The sequence below is a fragment of the Clostridium sp. NSJ-49 genome (genome assembly GCF_014287725.1).
Classification (GTDB): Bacteria; Bacillota; Clostridia; order Clostridiales; family Clostridiaceae; genus Clostridium; species Clostridium disporicum_B.
The window spans coordinates 1-20,957 of sequence record NZ_JACOOP010000039.1; the positions used below are offsets into that span (position 1 = coordinate 1).

Consider the following 20,957-nt stretch of genomic DNA (forward strand, 5'->3'; position numbering starts at 1 on the left):
TCAATTTTATTGTAGGTTTGTTTACCATACAATAAAAAATTCAAACTTATATAATTTTCAAAGAGCGAGCAATTCTATGAAAAATCAAGCTATTTTTTCATATCAACTTAACAGATTCTTAAATTTCCACATTAAAAGTATATAATTATCCTTTTATATATAAAGTATTCATTTACATAAAACATTAATTACATTATAATACCAATTAAACGTTTTTTCTATATATTATGTATATTTATGTTATTTTTCTTTATATTTCTTTAAAATTTTAGGACAAAGTGCAAATTATTCTCTTGAATAATACTTTTTGTACTTAATAATTCTTTTTAAGAATATCCCTTTTTATCTCAATTATATAATTTTTATTAATATTAACGAAATTGCTTCTACATTTAGCATTTATAAAAACTAAACTTATTTGTACAATAGTCTATTCTCTGATAAAATATGTACAGATTAAACAATACTGAGAGGAGTAGTTCTATATGCAAAAGTTATTAAGTAAAACAAGACAAGCTATAAATGATTTTGATATGATAAGCGATGGTGATAAGATTGCTGTTGGTCTTTCAGGTGGAAAAGATTCCGTTACTCTTCTTCATATCCTAAAAAATTATCAAAAGTTTTCTCCTCAAAAATTTGATTTGATAGCTATAACTTTAAATCCTGGAGATGTGGACAATGGTCCTCTACATACATTATGCAAAAAAATAAATGTTCCTTTTTACGAAATTCAAACTGACATAGCTAAAATCGTTTTTGATATTAAAAATGAAAAAAATCCTTGCTCTTTATGTGCAAAATTGAGACGTGGTGCATTAAATGATGCAGCCATGAAACTTGGCTGTACTAAGGTTGCATTAGGACATCATAAGGATGATGCAGTAGAAACCTTTGTTATGACTATGTTTTATGAAGGTAGAGTAAACTGTTTTGCTCCAAAATCATATATGGAAAAATTTAATCTTACAATAATTAGACCTATGGTTTATATAGATGAATATATGATAAAAAAGGCTGTTAAAGATTATAATTACCCAATTATAAAGAATCCTTGTCCTGCTGATGGACATACTAAAAGACAAGAGGTTAAGGATTTAATAAAAAATCTAAACAGCACTTTTCCTAATCTTAAAAATAAACTCTTTTCTGCTTTAAATAATTCAGATCAATTATATATATGGAATAAGGACGAAATTAAAAAAATATAAAAATACCTGGCGGTAAACTTCCGCCAGGTATTTTTATATGAAGCTTTTTAATACTTCTCTAAATTTTTCTAAAAACTCATTAATCTCACTATTACTTATACAAAGGGATGGTAATAATCTAATAATAGTTTTGTTAGTCACGTTTAATAGTAATCTATTATCTAGAGCACAATCTCTTATTGCTATAGCATTTTCTCCTACATCTATACCTATCATCATTCCCCTACCTCTAATTTCTTTAATTAATGTTGGGAATTCTTCTTTAATATTTTCTAGCTCATTTAAAAGATAATTACTTTTTTCCTTTACCTCTTTTAATAAATCTGTATTTACTATTTTATCTAAAACGTACGCCCCAGCTGCACAAGCTACTGGATTCCCTCCAAAGGTACTTCCATGGTCTCCAACCTTTAACACTTCCTCTAATTTTTCATTAACTAACATTGCACCTAAAGGTAATCCTCCACCTATAGATTTTGCTAATGTAACTATATCAGGAGTAATATTGTATTTTTCAAAAGCAAATAAATCTCCACTTCTTCCTATACCAGTTTGAATTTCATCTATGACAATTAGAAAGTTATGCGTCTTTGACAACTTTACTAATTCATTCATAAACTCTTGAGATACTTCTACTATTCCACCTTCACCTTGAATTACCTCTAAGAAAACTGCACAAGTATTTTCACTTACTTTCTCTCTTAAAGATTCTATATTATTAAATTCAAAATAATTTACTCCAGAAAGTAAAGGCTTAAAATCGTTTTGATACTTTTCTTGACCTGTTAGTGTTAATCCTCCATAAGTTCTTCCATGAAATGAATTTAACGCAGATAATATCTCAATTTTATTATCATTAATCTTTCTTCCATATTTTCTACATAATTTAATTGCTGCTTCATTAGCCTCTGTCCCTGAATTTGAAAAATATACTTTTGATGCAAAAGAATTATCTACTAATAGTTTAGCTAAATTTACTGTTGGCTCTGAAACAAAGTAATTAGATAAATGAATATACTTATCTACTTGATTTTTTATTACATTAGCAATTTCTTTGTCATACCCTAAATTGTTAACAGATATGCCACTATACATATCTAAGTATTTATTATTATTCTTATCATATAGATATACTCCATCTGCTCTTTCCGCTTCCAAATTTAACCTATTATAAAGATTTAATATATATTTTTTGTCATTATCATGCAAAGTCCCCATTTTTATGCCCCCTTATGGTATAAAAGATATTTATCTTAAATCTTCTAAAATTCTAGTCTTATCTGCTGTCTTATCATCTTTTTCTTTAATTACTTTTGCTGGGGTTCCTGCTACAACAGTGTTAGGTTCAACATCATTGATAACGACTGATCCTGCAGCTACTACTGCTCCCTTACCTATTCTAACACCTTCTAATATAACTGCATTTGCACCTATCATAGCATAATCTTCTACTATTACTGGAGTTTTACTTGGTGGTTCTAATACACCTGCTATTACAGCACCTGCACCAACGTGAACATTTTTGCCGATAGTTCCTCTAGCTCCTACTACTGCATTCATATCAATCATTGTATTTTCCCCTATTTCAGCACCAATATTAATAACTGCTCCCATCATTATTACAGCATTTTTCCCAATACTTACTCTATCTCTAATTAGTGCTCCTGGTTCAATTCTAGCTTGAATATTCTTCATATCTAATAGTGGTATAGCTGAATTTCTTCTATCATTTTCTAATTCATAATGTTCTATTTTATCTTCATTATTTTCTAATATTTCCTCTATTACTTCATATTCACCAAAGACTATTCTTGAATCTCCACATCCAAAAACTTTACAATTTGAAAAGTTTATATTATCCATGTCTCCTTTTATGTATAATTTTACCGGAGTAACTTTCTTTGCATCCTTTATAAATCTAGCAATTTCATATGGATCTGTAAAATTATTATTATTCATATTTTTTCTTCCTTTCTATAACCAAATTAATTCATTAAATCTTCCATTTTATATAAACCATTCTCTTTATTTACAATAAATTTTGCCGCTTTTACTGCTCCACTAGCAAATACATTTTTAGATAAAGCAGTATGTTTAACTTCTAATATCTCATCTAATCCTGCAAAAATAACAGTATGCTCTCCTGGAATAGTCCCTCCTCTAACAGCATGAATACCAATTTCTTTTTCTTCTCTTTTCGCCTTCTTACCTTCTCTACCGTATTTGTATTCCATCGAATTATCTAGCTCTTCATTAATAGCATCTGCTATCATTAAAGCAGTTCCACTAGGTGCATCTACTTTTTTATTATGATGTTTTTCTATAATTTCAATGTCGAAATTTTCTTGTAATGCTAGCGCTGCTTTCTTAACTAAATCTATTAATAAATTTACTCCAAGAGACATATTAGCTGTTTTAAAAATTGGAACGCTCTTTGCTACATTTTCTATTTTTTTATAATCTTCACTACTTAATCCTGTAGTTGCTATTACCATTGGAGTATTATTTTTTTTACCATAACTTAAAATATCATCTAAACAACTAGGATGTGAAAAATCTATTATTACATCAGCTTTACCTTTGTAATCAAATATATTATTAAAAACTTCATAACTATTTTGATACATTTCCGTATTTTTATCTATTCCTGCTACTATCTCTACATCTAAGCTTTCTGAAACTATTTTTGTTACAGCTCTTCCCATAGCACCATTACATCCATTTAATATTACCTTTAACATATTATTTCCTCCAATTCCTTACACCATACTCTTCCATGGCTTGTATTAATATTTTTTTATTTTTATCTTCCATGTCAGTTAGAGGCAACCTAAGATTTCCCACTTCCATTCCTAAAATGTTCATAGCTGTTTTAACTGGAATTGGATTAACTTCAATAAATAAAGCATTTATAAGATCTAACATTCTAAGTTGAGAATTTTTAGCTTGTAAAACATTACCTTCTAAATACTTCATTACAATATCATGAGTTTCTTTTGGTAATATATTTGCAACTACCGATATAACCCCTTTTCCCCCTAATGATAATACAGGCACTATCATATCATCATTTCCACTATAAATATAAAATTCATCTCCACATAATCTTGCTATTTCAGCTACTTGTGATATATTGCCGCTAGCTTCTTTTATAGCTTTTATATTTTTTATTTTAGAAAGTTCATATACAGTTTTAGGCAAAATATTTACTCCAGTTCTTCCTGGAACATTATATAAAATTATAGGAATATTAACTTCAGTAGCTATTGCATTATAATGCTCTATTAACCCTTTTTGTGTAGCTTTATTGTAATATGGAGTTACTAATAAAAGTCCATCAACACCTACTTCTTCCGCATATTTACTTAACTCAATTGCATAACTAGTATTATTTCCACCAGTACCAGCTATTACCGGTATTCTCTTATTAACTTTATCTACTGTAAACTTTATAGTTTCTTTTTTCTCATAATCACTCATAGTTGATGACTCACCAGTAGTTCCACATATTATTATAGAATCTGTTTTATTTTCTATATGAAATTCTATTAGTTCAGATAACTTTTCATAATCAACTTTATTATTTTTAAATGGAGTTATTAAAGCAACTCCGGACCCTTCAAATAAACTCATCTTTTCTCCACCCTTCAATCTTTACATATCTTTCACTAATATTTCTGCAATTTGCACTGCATTTGTAGCGGCACCTTTTCTTATATTGTCAGCTACTACCCATAAATTCAATCCACTTTCTACACTAAAATCTCTTCTTACTCTACCTACAAAAACTTCGTCTTTACCTTCGCAATTTATGGCCATTGGGTAAATATTATTTTTAACATCATCTTGTAGAATGATTCCTTCTGAATTTTCTAAAAGCTTAAACACATCTTCAATATCAAAGTCTTTTTCAAATTCTACGTTTATAGAAATACTATGACCATATTTTACTGGTACTCTAACAGTTGTAGCTGTAATTCTTAAAGTATCATCATTTAAAATCTTTTTAGTTTCCTCTATCATTTTTATTTCTTCTTTTGTGTAACCATTATCCATAAAACTATCTATATGAGGAAGACAGTTATATGCAATCTTATATGGATACTTTTTATTTTCTAATCCTTTTATTGTGTTATCTAAATCATCTATACCTCCAACACCTGATCCAGATACTGCTTGATAAGTTGAGTAAACAATCCTTTTTATCTTATAAGCATCATGTAAAACTTTAAGAGGTAATACCGCTTGAATTGTAGAACAATTTGGATTAGCTATAATTCCGTTATTCCACTTTATATCCTCTGGATTAACCTCTGGAACTACTAGTGGAATATCTTTATCCATTCTCCAAGCACTACTGTTATCAACAACTACAACTCCATTTTCTCTCGCTATTGGAGAATATTCTTTGCTTATTTCACCACCTGCTGAAAATAAAGCAATATCTATATCTCTTTTAAAAGAATCATGATTTAATTCTTCAACTATAATATCTCTACCTAAAAAATTAACACTCTTACCTGCTGATTTTTTTGATGCAAATAAATATATATTATTTATAGGAAATTTTTTCTCCTCTAATACTTTTAAAAATGTTCTTCCAACCATTCCAGTTGCACCAACTATTGCTAGATTTGCTTTTTTCATTTTATATTCCACCCCAATTAATCTTAATATTTAATAAACATTTAATCCTTCACAGATTTTATGATAAAGTTCCATTCCTTCTACCAAAACTTCTTCATTGAAATTAAACTTTGAATTATGAAGTTGATGTGTATATCCTAACTCCTCATTTTTAACTCCAAGCATAAAAAACAAGCTAGGCACCGCTTCTTGATAATAAGCAAAATCTTCTGCTAGCATCATTGGATCGATATCTACTAATCTTTCTTCCGGTAAAAATTTAATTAAACTTCTTAATAATTTTCTATCATTTCTTACTGCTGGATACATATCTCTAAATTCAATGTTTATATTTACGTTAAACATAGTTTCCAGCCCCTTACATATATCACTCATTCTACTTTTAATTTTAGAATATACCTCTTTATCAAAAGCTCTTAATGTCCCCTCTAGCCTAATATTTTCAGCTATTATATTACGTCTTTCTCCTCCATTTATTGTACCTATGGTTAAAACAGCTCCTTCTATTGGATTAATATTTCTACTTATTATACTTTGGAAAGAGTTAATCAATTGAGCCGCTACTATTATTCCATCATTGGCTTTATGTGGTGCTGCTCCATGTCCACTTTCTGCTTTTATATCTATATCAAACTCCGCAGTTTGTGCCATCATTGGGCCAGCTTTTATACCTATTTCACCTTCATTCAATCCAGGAAATAAATGAAGTCCAAAAACATGTTTAACATTGTAATGATCTAAAACCCCTTCATTAATAATAACTTCTGCTCCACCAGGCCCCTCTTCAGCCGGTTGAAATATAAATAATATCCCTTTATTTACTGACTTAATAGTAGATATATAATGAGCAAATCCTAATAAAATAGACATATGTCCATCATGTCCACAAGCATGCATGTAATCAACATTTTCCGACTGGAAAAATACATTAGTTTCTTCTAAAATTTTTAACCCATCTATATCAGCTCTAAATGCTATAGACTCCTCTGAAATTTCTCCTTGTCTAAATGCTATAAGACCAGTTTTTGCTACAGATTTTACCTCGTAACCAAAGCTTTCTAATTTTTCTCTTATATATTTAGAAGTATTTACTTCACAAAACCCTATTTCAGGAATTCTATGCAGCTCTCTTCTATATAATCTTACTTCATCAATAAACTTTTCTTTCTCAAAAAACATTTAAACACACCCTTTAACTATTTTCTCTATCTAAAATTATATTCTCCACTACAAATAAACTCTGCAGGCCCTGTCATAAATATTTCATCATCTTTTTGCTCAATTATAAGATTACCACCTAGTACTTTTACATTTATCTTTTTATCACAACCTTTTAAAATTGAGCTTATAACTGCTGATGATGCAGCTCCTGTTCCACAAGCAAGAGTAATCCCAACACCTTTTTCCCATGTGATTACTTCTATATTTTTATGATCAATTACCTTGCAAAAATTAACATTTGTTTTTATTGGAAATATATCATTATATTCTATTGCTCGTCCAACTGCTTTTATATCTAAATCATTAAAATCATCAACAAATAATACTGTATGAATCGTTCCAACTACTAAAGAACTTATCTTAAAGCAGCTTCCATCTACACTAATTTCTTCATTAATAAAATATTTATTACCATTACTTACTGGTATTTCACTTGATACAAAAATCGGTTTACCTAGATTTACTTTTACGAAATTTACTTTACCATCTTCCACTATCACTTCCGGCTTCATAATTCCCGCTAAAGTCTCCACATTAAAGTTTTTTCCTTTTACAATTCCATTTTCATAAACAAACTTTGAAAAACATCGTATACCATTTCCACACATACTAGCTATAGATCCATCTGCATTATAAAACTTCATTCTTATATCAGCCTTAGTTGATTCTGATACAATAATCATTCCATCTGCCCCAATTCCATAATGTCTATTGCAAACTTTCTTAGCCAACTCACTATAATCTTCAAAATTCAAATCTCTTTCTTTTAAAATTATAAAATCATTTCCTGTTCCATGAAATTTTTGAAACTTAATCATCTTTGCCCCCACTATTCTATTCAAATATCTTTAAGTATTCCAATAGATTATTTAAATTTTAACTTATAAATTTAATTCTTTTGCTAGAATATTTGCTGCTTTTTGCTTGTCCTTAGAATCAATAGCAAATGATATACTTATCTCTGAAGTTGTAACTTGTTTAAATTCTATATTATTTTCAGCAAAAATCTTAAATACCTTTGCAGTTACTCCACTTTGATTCATCATCCCTATTCCTATAACAGATACTTTAGTTATATTTAATTCAACAGATATATTAATACCTAAAATTTCATCTTTAATTTTTGTTATAACATCTTTTATAGTTTCTAAATCATCTTTGCTTGCAGTAAATGAAACATTAACATATCCATTCGCAGGTGCTGTCTGACTTATCATATCTATGTTTATAAAATTTTGTGCTAATCTTTCAAAAATCGTTGCTATATTATTTGATTTAAATAACACATTATTTATAGTAATCATTAAATTATTTTCACTAATTGTAAGTCCAGTAATAACTCTTTCTTCCATTCTCTCATCATACTCCTTTATCCATGTTCCTTTTACATCACCAGTATTTAATGATACATAAATTGGTACATTATATTTACACCCTATTTCAACAGCTCTCGCATCCATAACCCCTGCACCTAATGATGCCATTTCCATCATTTCTTCATAGCTTATATAATCAATTTTCTTTGCTTCTTTATATACTCTAGGATCTATAGAATATATTCCATCTACATCTGTATAAATCTTGCAAGGACACTTTAGTTTTGCAGCTATTGCAACAGCTGTAGTGTCTGATCCACCTCTACCTAAAGTAGTTATATCTCCATCTTCATTAATTCCTTGAAAACCTGCTACTACTACAATTTTTCCTTCTTGTAAATATTTTTTTACCTTCCTAACGTCAATATCTGCTATTTTATTTTTTGTATGAATACCTTGTGTTTTAATGCCCGCTTGAAACCCTGTTAGTGATATAGATTTATAACCTTCGGCCTCTAAAGCCATAGATAATAATGATATAGACATCTGTTCACCTGTAGATAGCAACATATCTAATTCTCTTTTATTAGGATTATTACAAATCTCTTTAGACATATTTATAAGATTATCTGTTGTCTTCCCCATTGCAGAAACTACAACAACCACTTCATTTCCTTTTTCCTTTTCGTTAATAACTCTTCTAGCCACAAACTTAATTTTTTCAATACTTCCTACTGAAGTGCCCCCATATTTTTGTACTACAATATTCATTTCATTGCCCCCTTTAATAATATGAAATATCTTCTCTCTTTATCAAAATGTAACTTTAAATAAAAAACATAAATTCTTATTAAAACATTACATCATTTTTTAAAATATCTTCATAACTCTCTCTTTTAACTGCTATTCTCGCTATACCATCCCTTACAAATACAACTGCTGGTCTAGGTATCCTATTATAATTACTAGCCATTGAATAATTATAAGCCCCAGTACTTAGAACAGCTAAAATATCATTTCTTTCAACTTTAGGAAGCATTATATCCTTAACTATAATATCTCCTGATTCACAGCATTTTCCAGCTATCGTATATTCAATTTTTTCCTTATTATCGAACTTATTAGCTACTACAGCTTCATACTTTGCATCATACAATGCAGTTCTGATATTATCTGTCATTCCTCCATCAACAAAAATATAATTTTTATCACCGTAAGTCTTTTTTGTTCCACCAACCTTATATAACGTTGTACCTGCATTTGCAATAATTGATCTTCCTGGTTCTATCATTATTTTAGGTATTAATAAATTATGCTTTTCACATTCTTCTTTAATTGATATCACCATGTTATTTAAGAAATTACTTAATTCTATAGGTACATCTCCATCAGAATAGTAAACTCCAAAGCCTCCACCCATATTTAATTCTCTGGTAACAAAATCACATTTTTCTTTTATTTTGCTAATAAAATCAACCATAACTGAAACACTCATATAAAAAGATGTTTCCTGAAATATTTGTGATCCTATATGACAATGAAATCCTCTTAAAGTAACCCTTTCACTATTCATAAATTTTCTTACTACTTCATATATATCTTCACTAAATATAGATTCTCCAAATTTTGAATCATTTTTAGATGTTTGTATATATTCATGGGTGTGAGCATCTACTCCTGGATTTACTCTTAAAAGAACTTCAATTTTTTTATCTAATTCATTACATAAATATTCAATTAAATCTAATTCATCTCTATTATCAACTACTATTCTTCCTATACCTGATTCTATAGCCAATCTTAACTCTTCTTCTGTTTTATTATTTCCATGCATGTAAACCCTACTTAATGGAAATTTACTTCTAATAGCCGTGTAAAGTTCCCCTCCTGAAACTACATCAAGAGATAACCCTTCTTCTTCTATTACCTTGCAAATCGCTAAGTTTAAAAATGCCTTTGAGGCATATATTACTTCTGTTTCAATTCCTTTTCCTTTAAAATTATCATTAAAAACTCTACAGTTTCTTCTTACTAACTCTTCATCAACTACATATAACGGAGTTCCATATTCTTTTGCTAGATAAACAACATCACAATTACCTATTTCTAAATTACCATTTTGATTTTTTTTCATAGTTCCAAATAAATTCATGTTATATCCTCCTATTTACTAAAATTCAACTTATATAAGTTAGTAAATAAAAAACAGTCATGAGCAAAAGGTACTCATGACTGTTTTAAAACAATATAAAACAAAACCTTCTGCCCCAACAAGATGTAGCTCTTCTTTATGAAAATTGGGCAATTCTCATAAGACAGTTCTATGCTTCTTAAACATAGACCCAATAAATAGACTCTTATCTATTTATTTCGGCGATGGCCCCTTTCCTATACATTGAAGTTATCAAATCTCATATTTGAACTTTCTGTTATAGTACTGATGACAATCGCGGCCTCTACAACAAGTTGTTTAAAACATATTAAATTCACATTAAGTTAAATAAAGTTTAACATTTTATTACATTTGTGTCAAATATTTATTCTAATTTTATTATCTAGCTAAAAAAGTATTCCTCTTATATTTTCTTATATAACTATTTTTTCTTACTCTTTAGCTATATATGCTATTTTATTATTTCCAAAAAACATTTGCTCCCACAAAGCATCACTTTCTAAAACCTCTTTTCCTTTAGATGATTCTATTGTTAATCTAGCTTTTCCAATACATCTAAGATAAGTTGGATTTATTCCTCTTGATACTGAAAATAAAATTTCACTATAAGATAATCCCATAACATTTAAAAGAGATGATGCAAAAATATCCTTCTCTCTTATGAATTCTATCGTATACTTTGTTTCATTCTCATCTACATAAATAAAAGTTATATTATTATCTATAAATTTTTCTGTTAAATTATGCTCTTTTGTATTATTCCTTTCAATCTTAATTTTATTCTCATCTTCCACTAGAACCTCTTCATTTTTTGCAATAAATAAAGTAGCAGATCTTAAATAATCATATTTTTTCTCTGAAATAATATCATTAGCAACAATTGTATAAGGACCTATCTTAGCTCGACACCAATACCAATGATTTATTATTCTATCCATTTCAACATTTCCCCAATTATGATCGTGATATCCATTACCCTCTAGCTTCATGCTTAATCCATTAACTTTTACTTGTCCTGAAGCTTCTGCACTTGGTTGCGGTACTAACCATCCAAAATAAAGATTTTCGTTTTCTCCAAAAAATGTATAACCTGTTTTAGGTCTATACATAGGAAGAGTACTTTTCATAACACAATCATACTGTACTAATGTGTCTTCAAAATGAATGTAATAATTTCCATCTTGATATTTTATAAAGCTATCTCCTATTTTTACATCACATCGTTCTCTTGATGCATGTATTATATTTTTATTTTCTTCTGTTATTGTTCTACAAATTGTTTGACCATTTGGTAAGGTGACATCTAAAGTAGCTGTTGGCTTCCCTGGTCCTTTAACATCAAATCTATCTTTTGTATAAAATATTACTACAAATCTACACCCATTATTATATTCAGCATCAAAATACCACCATTCATATGAACCCCTATCTCCTGACGTTCTAAGGCCATCTTCCCATATATCTACTTTCTTACCAATCCCTAATTTACTATAATATTGATCTTCTTTAGCTAAAAATACTCTTTTGTTCATATCACTTTCTCCTCATCTCGTATAAGATATACATATGAGTTTTTTTGTCATAATGTGATTTTTAGCAAACATAATATAAAGCAAAAAAAATCGTATTGAAAAATAAACTATATCTTTCAATACGATGTTAGAACAAAAGACTAATTATCTTCTATTGTTTTGTTCTTTTTTAGCTCTTCTGCAAGCAGCACATCTTGTAGGTTCATTAGTGAATCCTTTTTCTTTATAGAATTCTTGTTCTCCTACTGTAAATACAAATTCTTGACCACAATCTCTACATACTAATGTTTTATCTGTCATTTTTCTTTCCTCCTTGGAACTTGGAACTTAAAAGTACTAAAAGTGAGTAAAGTACTTTTTTCAATATTATTTATCCCCAAGAAAACGGAATATATTCATTACTTACTCAATTTATTTTATATAATCTATTATTTTTTATATCCTATAAACTTAATTATCAACTTGTATATTTACTTCTTTAAATATAATCATATTTGACATCTATTATCGATAAATCATTCAATTATTAAACAATATGCTACTTAATTAATCTCTTATATTTTCATCTTTTAATGAACTCTCCATATTCGATATTTGATTCATAATTTCATCTTTAATCTTTTTTATTTGTTCTACTTCATCAATCTCTTTAATAAACTCTCCTTCAGTAAACTTCTCACTTAACAAAAGCATTATTAAAGATTCAAAAGCATTTGCTCCTCCATTTTCTGTATTACTTCCTGTACTTACTAATGTCTTAGGAACTATATCTATTTTTCCTTCTTTAATAGCATTTGCAAATGAAGCCATTACATCACTAACAACTTTATATTGTGGACCTCCATAAGCACTAACCTGTTCCTTAGCAGCTATAGCCTTTGATATACCTACTCTAGCCTCCTTATCAGCTTCTGCTTCAGCTGTAATCTTAATCTTAAACGCTTCTGCCTCTGCTTCCTTTTTAACTTTATATGCATCGGCCTCAGATAACTTTTGTATCTTTTCCGCATCTTGTCTTGCTTTCATAAGTTCTGCTTTCCCTTGATTTTCTTGAATCATAATATTTATATCAGACTCTGTTAATGTAGTTTGTTGCTTTGCAACTGCCTCTGCTTCTCTTAATTCCTTTTCTTTCTCAGCTGCTTTTTGTTGAGTTTCATAAGTCTGAAGTTGCTCTCTTGCTATCTGTCTACTTCTTAATTGTGTTAATATAGTTTCTATCTCATTTCCTACCTTTGGACTTGCTGGTGTTCCTATTAATACTTCTTCTAACTCTAAGTTATAATGTCCGAACTTTTCTTGCATCTCTTTTGAACTTTGAGCTTGAATCTCATTACGTTCTTGAATTAATTCAATTAATGTTTTTGTTTGACCAATGTTCTTAAAATATGCTGAAATCATTGGATCTAAAGTCTGATCTACCAGCATCTTTATATCTCCAAATCTTTGGATAACTAACGGTGCTTTTCTATAATCTATATGAAATACAACTGATAAAGGTAAGTTAGGTTCAAATGCATCCTTAGTGATTAAACTAACTTCTTTAAGATTTTCATCATATTTGTGATTTCCTATTTGATTAGATATCCATTTTAAAATTACATTTGTAGTAGGGACTTTAATTATATTACCTGCGTAAGTATTAAAGGCATATTTTCCTGGCATTAGAGGTTCATTCCAAACGCCTCTATATCCTTTTTTCACCAACTCACCATGTTTATAATCTACTCCTGAAAAATCTTCTCCCTTTGATCCTGTATAAGATACTACTACACCTACAAACCCTACTGGAATTACTACCTTAGGAATAAATTCAATAGTAGCAAATAACCTATTTATAAAGTAAGTACCATCAGCTAAAACTTGATATTGTCTCCCTCTAAAACCTCCGGCTCTTAAAAATGCATCTATATCTTGAAAGTTATTATGATAATTAGGATCAGCTGCATCATCTCCAACAGTAGGACATATTATATTTTCTCCTCCTAGTGAAGGACCATCATGAACAGTAACTATTCCAACTAAATCAGCATTACCTTGAATAATAACTGGCTCAAACCCTTTTCTTTCATGAATTAACTTAGCCATCGCCTTTAATGTTTCTTGTTCTGCTTTAGTTCCTGTTTTTAGACAATACGTAACAGTTTCAGTTATAATAACAAACTGTGCTAAATTAAATGCGTAAGTACCTTCTCTTATAATTCCTCTTTGAGGTCCTTTTTGACCACCATTCATCAAAAATCCTCTTACATCTTGAAAGTTATTGCTCTCTTCTACAACCATTCCTAAAGTCTGTGTAGGTTCAAGTGCTTTACCATCTCTAGCGAATACATAAGCTACTTTTCCTTGTGGAATAGTAACTAAAGGTACAACATGAATCTTGTAAATTAAAGGAGTTCTAAAATGAATACCTCCTCTTAATAATTCTGGTTGATACCCTGCTTCTCCATTTAAAGCTATTATTTGCTCCTTTAATGATCCTTTTCTACTCCACCATTTTTCTACAATTCCCACTTTATCATTGTCTATAATTCTTAATCCAAAAATCCAAAGTAAGAACCATAAACATAATATTACCCCAATAATTATTCCTGCAATCTTGATATAATCACTAATATTCCCCAATAAATCTACCTCCTAATTATTTTTTAAAATTACTATACTTATTTCATTATTAAATATATTGTTAATTACCTTATATATTCTATTTCATAGGAGAATATTAATATTTTTGTACAAAAAGGGCACTTACGTACCCTTTAAATAGTTTTAGACATCAAAATTTTCAATATTTCTTTCTTATCATTTATTACTCGTGGCATTTTAATTTGATTTTTTGATATACCTTTCTTTATCAAAGATTCTTTAATTATATTAAATGTTCCACCATTTACTACCTTTACTTTTACTTTAGCTAATCTATTATTGTTTCTAAATCTACCATAAGCTAAGTTAGCTCTTTGTAACTCTTTATCTAAAACATTTTCAAACTCTATCATATTTCTTCTTGATATATCATCTTTAAACTCAAAATAAAATATATATCTACCAGGACTTATAGTTGTATCTTCAATCGTAGTATAATCTACCAAAGATAAATTCAACTTTTTTACAGTATTTTGTATAGATATAGTTAAATGTTCTTCTGTAGTCTTCTCTGAAACCATATTTAGAACTTGATTTTTTCTATATAAAAACTCTATCTCTGGACAATTATTATAATTTCCAACAACCTTAATTACATCTCCAAGCTTGTACCTATACAAACCTGCTTGATTAGTTATAACAATCTCATATTTTTCTCCTAATTTAAGCTCATTCAATCTATACGTCTTATCAATTTCTTTATTTTCATCTTTAACAGAAATAAATTCATAAAATACTGTATCAGGAATAATTACGTACCTTATCTTATCAATATACGGATTAATTCCCATTGTAGCTTCCGTTGCTGCATAAGCTGTAGAATATATTGGCAAATTACCTGTATAATAATTAACTCTTTCATCATATATAGAAAAGTTAGCTCCAGCTACACAAGCAATATAAGTTATTTCAGGCCATATTCTTTTACATATCCCTTTAAAACCTCTTTTTCTTTCAATATCTATTTTATCAGCTCTGGCAGCATCTGGTTTAATATATTTTTTTAGTTTTTCTCTTGTGATATCATCTATATTTAAGCTCTTATTTATTCTCCCTTTTCTAATATCCATAACTAATAAATCTATTTTCTCTTCTAAAAACCTTAATAAGTCCAAAACATTTGATATAAATACGCTAGTTATATAAGATAACTTTCTTTCTTTTAATGCAAATAACAAATGTAAATACATCTGTGCCTCTTTATCTTTAACCTCCATAACTTCATAAGGTGATGTATACATATATGGTATTAAGCCCTTAATTTTCTTCATTCCACCTGAAGTTGCTGAGCATATTGGTATTCCTGACTTAGTGTATGTTGTAGTAACTGTATCTGCAAACATAAGCCCTTTCCCATATTTAAAGCTTTCCCTAAAGTTATTATATACAAACCTTTGTGAAAGAATCGCCATATATTTTGATGCTGCCATTCTTCCACTTTTAGTAACTGGAATTAGTTTTTGTTTTCCTGTAGTTCCTGATGTATGTCCAAAATACTCTACCTCCTCAGAAACCAAGATATTTTTCTCTCCATTTGCCATTCTATCTATATAGTTTTCATAATCAAGATAATTACTTAAAGGAACTTGTCTTATATAATCTTCTATTGATTTTACATTTTGAAAATCATATTTTATACCTATTTCACTTTTAGCATTTCTCTTCAATATTTTTAATAATATTTCCTTGTTTACATTCTCAGCATTTTTTGTTTCTCTATTAAACTTATTCTCAACAATTCCACCTGTAGTAATTATACTACAATACAATAATTTACTTAGTATACTCATAGATAAATTCTTCCTATTATTACATTTCCGTAAATAATATATGTTTTTTGTCGAATATATGCTACTTCGCTATATTAATCTATATACAAATAAAGCCAGGTTTTTCCCTGGCTTCTTATAAAAATTTATAAATTTTTTAACTGTTTTATCTTTCAAGAATTTTACTAACTAATACCGTAAAACATCTCTCATTGATATAATTACTATATTAAATACTTAATAATTTATCTAAATATATTGATTTCATTTGTTCGCTTGCCATTGCTTTTTTTACAGGTGAAAGCTTAAGTATAGATGATAATATAGCAGCCATGGCCCTATGGCTTACTAAAGCTCTATTATCAAAAATTAAATTTGCCAATTGTCCTTTTTCAATTGCCATAAGTACAACTCTATGAACTGAAGTTGCTGGAGTTATTATTCTCTTTCCTCTTGATTTTAGACATATACTATTTTTAAAACAATTTCTAACACATACTCCACATCCTAAGCACAAATCTTCATCTACTTTTGCTACAACTTTTTCCATAGGAGTACCTTCATTTATCGTTACCCTCTTTATTGCACCTACAGGACATGCTTTAATACATTTACCACAATTCACACAAGAATTTTTATCTATATTAGCAATATAATTGGTCGTTTCAACTGGATGCATTACTCCAAACTTTTTTGCAGCTACCATAGCTTCGCAACAACATCCACAACAATTGCAAATAAAGTTTACACCTTTTCTAACATTTTCACCACATTGAACTAAGTTATTTTCATATGCAACTTCTAAAAGCTCTAAACATTCTGATACATCAACTTTTCTTGCAAATTCATGTTTAATTAATGAAGATGCAGTATTATTAAATGTCATACATATATCCATTGGTGCATCACATGCCTTTCCAACATGTTGCATCTTATGCCTACAATAACAAGTGCTTATTCCTATGTCTGTGGCTGTTTTTATTATATGTGATGCTCTTTCATAATCTAAAACTTCTACTGAATTTTCTGAGCTTAAAACACTTTCCTGAACATAGACTCTTCCAAGTTTAGTATCAGCACTATAAAATAATTCTTTAATAAAGTCCTCTTCAACATTCATATATTGATAATACAATTCTCCTAAAAGCTTTTGATCTATATCCCCTCTAGTTCTCATCATACTAAACTCTAAAAAACCAGCCATTGGAGGTGGCAATAAAAAAGTTCTTTTACCCTCATGCTCTATATCTAAAAGTATAGCTCTACTCGCTAGTTTATCTAATATTTTTGTAGCTTCTACTACCTTCATCCCCCATATATTTGCTGCTTTTTCTGCAGTAAAGGCTTTAATAGGGAGTTGTGCTACAAGTTCAGCTTCTCTTTTGTCAAAAAGCATTTCAAGTATTTTATAAAGCGTTTCAGATGCTGGCGCTCCTTGTGGAAACCTATTTAGTCTTTCCTCTAAACTTTTGTATGCTGATTTTCCTACTACATGTGACATGCTTTTTTCTCCTTTTATAACCATATTACATTAATATTTTGCCATATTTTCATAAATATAAACATTTACGATATTATCTAGCTTACTAATCATTCAGAGAATTTTATTGTTTTTATAATCCTATCATGAGCTATTACAGTATTGTTAAATATATTAGTAGCATTATTTAAATACATTGATGGTTGAAGTAGTGATGGACTAAAATGAGTTAACAATAGTTCCTTTACCATTCCTTCTTTTGCTAAAGTGGCTGCTTCAGCAAATGTCATATGCTTATTTTTTATAGCTTTATCTCTATCTTCATCACTTCCATATGTTCCTTCGCATATAAAAAGATCACTATCTGAAATAAACCTTATTATACTTTCTATTGGTCTACTATCTGTAATATAACTAATTTTAATTCCTTTTCTTATATCTCCTAAAACCATATCTTTTGTATATACTATATTATTTTCTTTCGCTATCTCTTCCTTCTGTAATAAACTCCACAGATTTTTAGGAACTTTATTTCTCACTGCTTTATCAACATCAAATTTAGGTTTTCTATTAATATAAAAATTATATCCAATGCATGGTGATGAATGCTCTAGTTCTAAACTATTTATAACAATATCTCCTTCAAATCTATCCTCAAAACTAATTTTGTCCTTTTTAACTGATAATTTTATATTATATGGATTTTCAATTATTATAAGTTCATATGGTAAATATGGACATATTACTCTAAGTCCTTGAATAACATCCTTTATTCCTTTCGGCCCTAAAATTATGATTGGCTCCTCTCTTCCAGAGTTTCCTATAGTAGCTAAAAGTCCTGGTAATCCTACAATATGATCGCCATGACTATGAGTTATACATATTACATCAATGTTCTTAAATCCCCATCCAAGAATTCTCATAGAAACTTGAGTTCCCTCACCTGAATCAATAAGTATCTTTCTTCCCTTGAAGTTTATAAGAGCTGCAGATAAATACCTTTCAACCATAGGCATTCCTCCACCTGTTCCTAACATCGCAATATCTACCATGAAATTTCCTCCTAAGTCCTATATAAGAAAAGACGTTGCATCTTTTTGCAACGCCTCATAATCACATTTAGATAACTGTTTATCTAGTATGATTACATTTAATATTATTCATATAGGTAAAATTATTATACCTATTTTCTTAAATTACAGTCATATAATTTAATTTTATCATTCATTATCTATTTTAGTTAATAGCATCTAATGTTTCAACAATGATTTTTTCATACCCTATAATCTCACTCTTTTCAATCTCTTTCATTTTTTCATCATCTATGCTATCAAAAATTATTCCTAACATATCTCCACTATGAGCTCCAATTATACCTAGTCCACCAGTTAACTTCTTTATTTCTAGTATCTCTTCTAAAATATCATACTTTAACCTATGTTGGTTTCTAATTATACTTTCAGTAGATACCTTAGCTAATTTTTTAGTATCTCTATTTTCAAATGCTTCTCTTAGGTCAATAAGTAAATCATTTATATCTTTTAATGGCTCTAATTTCTTACCATTATACTCTACAGTATCCACAATATTTTTTCCAATAAAGCATAATACATAAAATTTAAAATAGCTACCAACCTTTTCTTTAACTGCACCTTCTTTATAATCAAAAATTGTAGCTTTATCAAATATAATGCTATCTGTAGGTTCTATTTTTAAACAGTGTCTTATAAGTTCTTCTTCATTAAAACTTCTATCTGTTAACTTTAGTAATCCATTATAAATTGCACATAAATCTGCTGTACTACTAGCAAAACCTTTTCCTTTAGGAATTGTTGAATTTATAGCTACTCCTACTTTCTTACCTTTATATCCCCATTCTTCTAAAATATTATCTATAAATTTATAAGACTTTAAATAAAAGCTTTCATTTTCTCTTTCAACTTCATCTGATAATACTATCTTCGTATATAAATTTATAGGACATGATAACAAAATATCTATTTCATTACACTTCCCTTGAATTACTTCCCCAACACTTCCAGGGTATCTTTCAATTATCTTCATACTTTCCCTCTTTAACTTCTATAAGTAAATCATATATTTTAATAAAAAATATAGCTAAAGTCATATTATATAACCTTAGCCATATTTTTGTCATCTCAAATTATAATAATCTAAATAACAGAAATACTATATTATTGGAAGTATATATCTCCTATTGTTATCATTATAAATTTCTACATCTATATTATATACCTTTTTTATGTTTTCTCTTGTCATAACCTTATCAGCTTCACCAATATCAATGACTTCTCCATCCTTTAGCATAATTATTTCATCACTAAACAACGATACTAAATTTAAGTCATGAAGTACTGCGATAATAACTTTATCATTGCATATATCTTTAAATATTTTTAAAAACTCGATTTGATACTGTAAGTCTAAATGAGATGTAGGCTCATCTAACAAAATAATATCTGTATCTTGTGCTAAAGCCCTTGCTGCAACTACTCTTTGTAATTCTCCACCACTTAACTCAGTAACTAATTTATCTTTGAATTTCCATATATCAGCTTTGTCCATAGCCTTTTTTACTATTTCTCTATCCTTTTTATTATATCCTTCAAATCTACCTTTATGAGGCACTCTTCCCATCATTACTACATCATATACTTTAAATTCATAGTTAATATGGATATTTTGAGGAACTGATGCTAATATCTTCGCTATTTCCTTCGGAGTCATAGAAATTAAATCTTTATTATCTATGAATATAGTGCTTTTATTAGGAGCTAACAAACTACTTATATTTTTAATTAATGTAGTCTTACCACATCCATTAGGACCAATTATAGAATAGAACTTACCTTTATTAAACTTTAAGGTTATTCCTTTTAATACTTCTTTTTCATCATAAGAAAATTTTATATTATCAATATGTACTAACGATTTCATTCTA

The 20,957-nt window shown here is 28.8% G+C and carries 18 protein-coding genes and 1 riboswitch; of the genes, 1 reads left to right on the forward strand and 17 read right to left on the reverse strand.

Going from position 1 to position 20,957, the window contains the following annotated elements:
* The first annotated feature begins 485 nt into the window (after positions 1 to 485).
* The gene (locus H8S10_RS12960) at positions 486 to 1,211 is read left to right on the forward strand and encodes an ATP-binding protein (protein ID WP_186839171.1); all 726 of its coding nucleotides are present in this window, start codon (positions 486 to 488) and stop codon (positions 1,209 to 1,211) included.
* A gap of 33 nt (positions 1,212 to 1,244) precedes the next feature.
* Here H8S10_RS12960 and H8S10_RS12965 read toward each other — a convergent pair whose 3' ends face one another.
* From H8S10_RS12965 to H8S10_RS13045, 17 genes are all read right to left on the reverse strand, one after another.
* On the reverse strand, positions 1,245 to 2,429 hold the full coding sequence (locus H8S10_RS12965) for an aspartate aminotransferase family protein (protein WP_186839172.1): 1,185 nt from the start codon (positions 2,427 to 2,429) through the stop codon (positions 1,245 to 1,247).
* A gap of 30 nt (positions 2,430 to 2,459) precedes the next feature.
* Positions 2,460 to 3,170 carry a 2,3,4,5-tetrahydropyridine-2,6-dicarboxylate N-acetyltransferase gene (dapD, locus tag H8S10_RS12970; RefSeq protein ID WP_186839173.1) on the reverse strand — a complete coding sequence of 237 codons (711 nt, stop codon included), beginning with the start codon at positions 3,168 to 3,170 and terminating at the stop codon, positions 2,460 to 2,462.
* A 26-nt stretch (positions 3,171 to 3,196) separates the two neighbouring features.
* On the reverse strand, positions 3,197 to 3,952 hold the full coding sequence (dapB, locus tag H8S10_RS12975) for a 4-hydroxy-tetrahydrodipicolinate reductase (RefSeq protein ID WP_186839174.1): 756 nt from the start codon (positions 3,950 to 3,952) through the stop codon (positions 3,197 to 3,199).
* A 1-nt stretch (position 3,953) separates the two neighbouring features.
* On the reverse strand, positions 3,954 to 4,844 hold the full coding sequence (gene dapA, locus H8S10_RS12980; protein ID WP_186839175.1) for a 4-hydroxy-tetrahydrodipicolinate synthase: 891 nt from the start codon (positions 4,842 to 4,844) through the stop codon (positions 3,954 to 3,956).
* A gap of 21 nt (positions 4,845 to 4,865) precedes the next feature.
* The gene (locus tag H8S10_RS12985; RefSeq protein ID WP_186839176.1) at positions 4,866 to 5,858 is read right to left on the reverse strand and encodes an aspartate-semialdehyde dehydrogenase; all 993 of its coding nucleotides are present in this window, start codon (positions 5,856 to 5,858) and stop codon (positions 4,866 to 4,868) included.
* 30 nt (positions 5,859 to 5,888) lie between these two features.
* Positions 5,889 to 7,037, reverse strand: a complete 1,149-nt coding sequence (locus H8S10_RS12990; RefSeq protein ID WP_055264911.1) for a M20 family metallopeptidase — start codon at positions 7,035 to 7,037, stop codon at positions 5,889 to 5,891.
* 26 nt (positions 7,038 to 7,063) lie between these two features.
* Positions 7,064 to 7,897, reverse strand: coding sequence for a diaminopimelate epimerase (gene dapF / locus H8S10_RS12995; RefSeq protein WP_207642904.1), 834 nt, complete (start codon positions 7,895 to 7,897; stop codon positions 7,064 to 7,066).
* Positions 7,898 to 7,960: 63 nt separating this feature from the next.
* Positions 7,961 to 9,166: an aspartate kinase gene (locus H8S10_RS13000; protein WP_055264909.1), complete on the reverse strand. Its 1,206-nt coding sequence runs from the start codon at positions 9,164 to 9,166 to the stop codon at positions 7,961 to 7,963.
* A 79-nt stretch (positions 9,167 to 9,245) separates the two neighbouring features.
* Complete coding sequence (lysA, locus tag H8S10_RS13005) at positions 9,246 to 10,547, reverse strand: diaminopimelate decarboxylase (RefSeq protein ID WP_186839177.1); 1,302 nt, start codon at positions 10,545 to 10,547, stop codon at positions 9,246 to 9,248.
* Positions 10,548 to 10,665: 118 nt separating this feature from the next.
* A riboswitch (Lysine riboswitch) is annotated at positions 10,666 to 10,862 on the reverse strand.
* A 137-nt stretch (positions 10,863 to 10,999) separates the two neighbouring features.
* Positions 11,000 to 12,100 carry a hypothetical protein gene (locus H8S10_RS13010; RefSeq protein ID WP_186839178.1) on the reverse strand — a complete coding sequence of 367 codons (1,101 nt, stop codon included), beginning with the start codon at positions 12,098 to 12,100 and terminating at the stop codon, positions 11,000 to 11,002.
* Positions 12,101 to 12,244: 144 nt separating this feature from the next.
* Complete coding sequence (locus H8S10_RS13015) at positions 12,245 to 12,400, reverse strand: zinc-ribbon domain-containing protein (RefSeq protein WP_055264903.1); 156 nt, start codon at positions 12,398 to 12,400, stop codon at positions 12,245 to 12,247.
* A 246-nt stretch (positions 12,401 to 12,646) separates the two neighbouring features.
* Complete coding sequence (locus H8S10_RS13020) at positions 12,647 to 14,725, reverse strand: SPFH domain-containing protein (protein WP_207731888.1); 2,079 nt, start codon at positions 14,723 to 14,725, stop codon at positions 12,647 to 12,649.
* Positions 14,726 to 14,859: 134 nt separating this feature from the next.
* Positions 14,860 to 16,536 carry a GH3 auxin-responsive promoter family protein gene (locus H8S10_RS13025; protein WP_055264901.1) on the reverse strand — a complete coding sequence of 559 codons (1,677 nt, stop codon included), beginning with the start codon at positions 16,534 to 16,536 and terminating at the stop codon, positions 14,860 to 14,862.
* 208 nt (positions 16,537 to 16,744) lie between these two features.
* Positions 16,745 to 18,016, reverse strand: a complete 1,272-nt coding sequence (locus H8S10_RS13030; protein WP_055264899.1) for a 4Fe-4S dicluster-binding protein — start codon at positions 18,014 to 18,016, stop codon at positions 16,745 to 16,747.
* 89 nt (positions 18,017 to 18,105) lie between these two features.
* Positions 18,106 to 19,047 (reverse strand): ribonuclease Z, encoded by a 942-nt coding sequence (locus tag H8S10_RS13035; RefSeq protein WP_055264897.1) that lies wholly within the window; start codon positions 19,045 to 19,047, stop codon positions 18,106 to 18,108.
* Positions 19,048 to 19,231: 184 nt separating this feature from the next.
* Entirely contained in the window at positions 19,232 to 20,059 is an 828-nt protein-coding gene (locus tag H8S10_RS13040) for a hypothetical protein (RefSeq protein ID WP_055264895.1), read from the reverse strand.
* A 126-nt stretch (positions 20,060 to 20,185) separates the two neighbouring features.
* Positions 20,186 to 20,953 carry an ABC transporter ATP-binding protein gene (locus H8S10_RS13045; RefSeq protein WP_055264893.1) on the reverse strand — a complete coding sequence of 256 codons (768 nt, stop codon included), beginning with the start codon at positions 20,951 to 20,953 and terminating at the stop codon, positions 20,186 to 20,188.
* Positions 20,954 to 20,957: the final 4 nt, after the last annotated feature.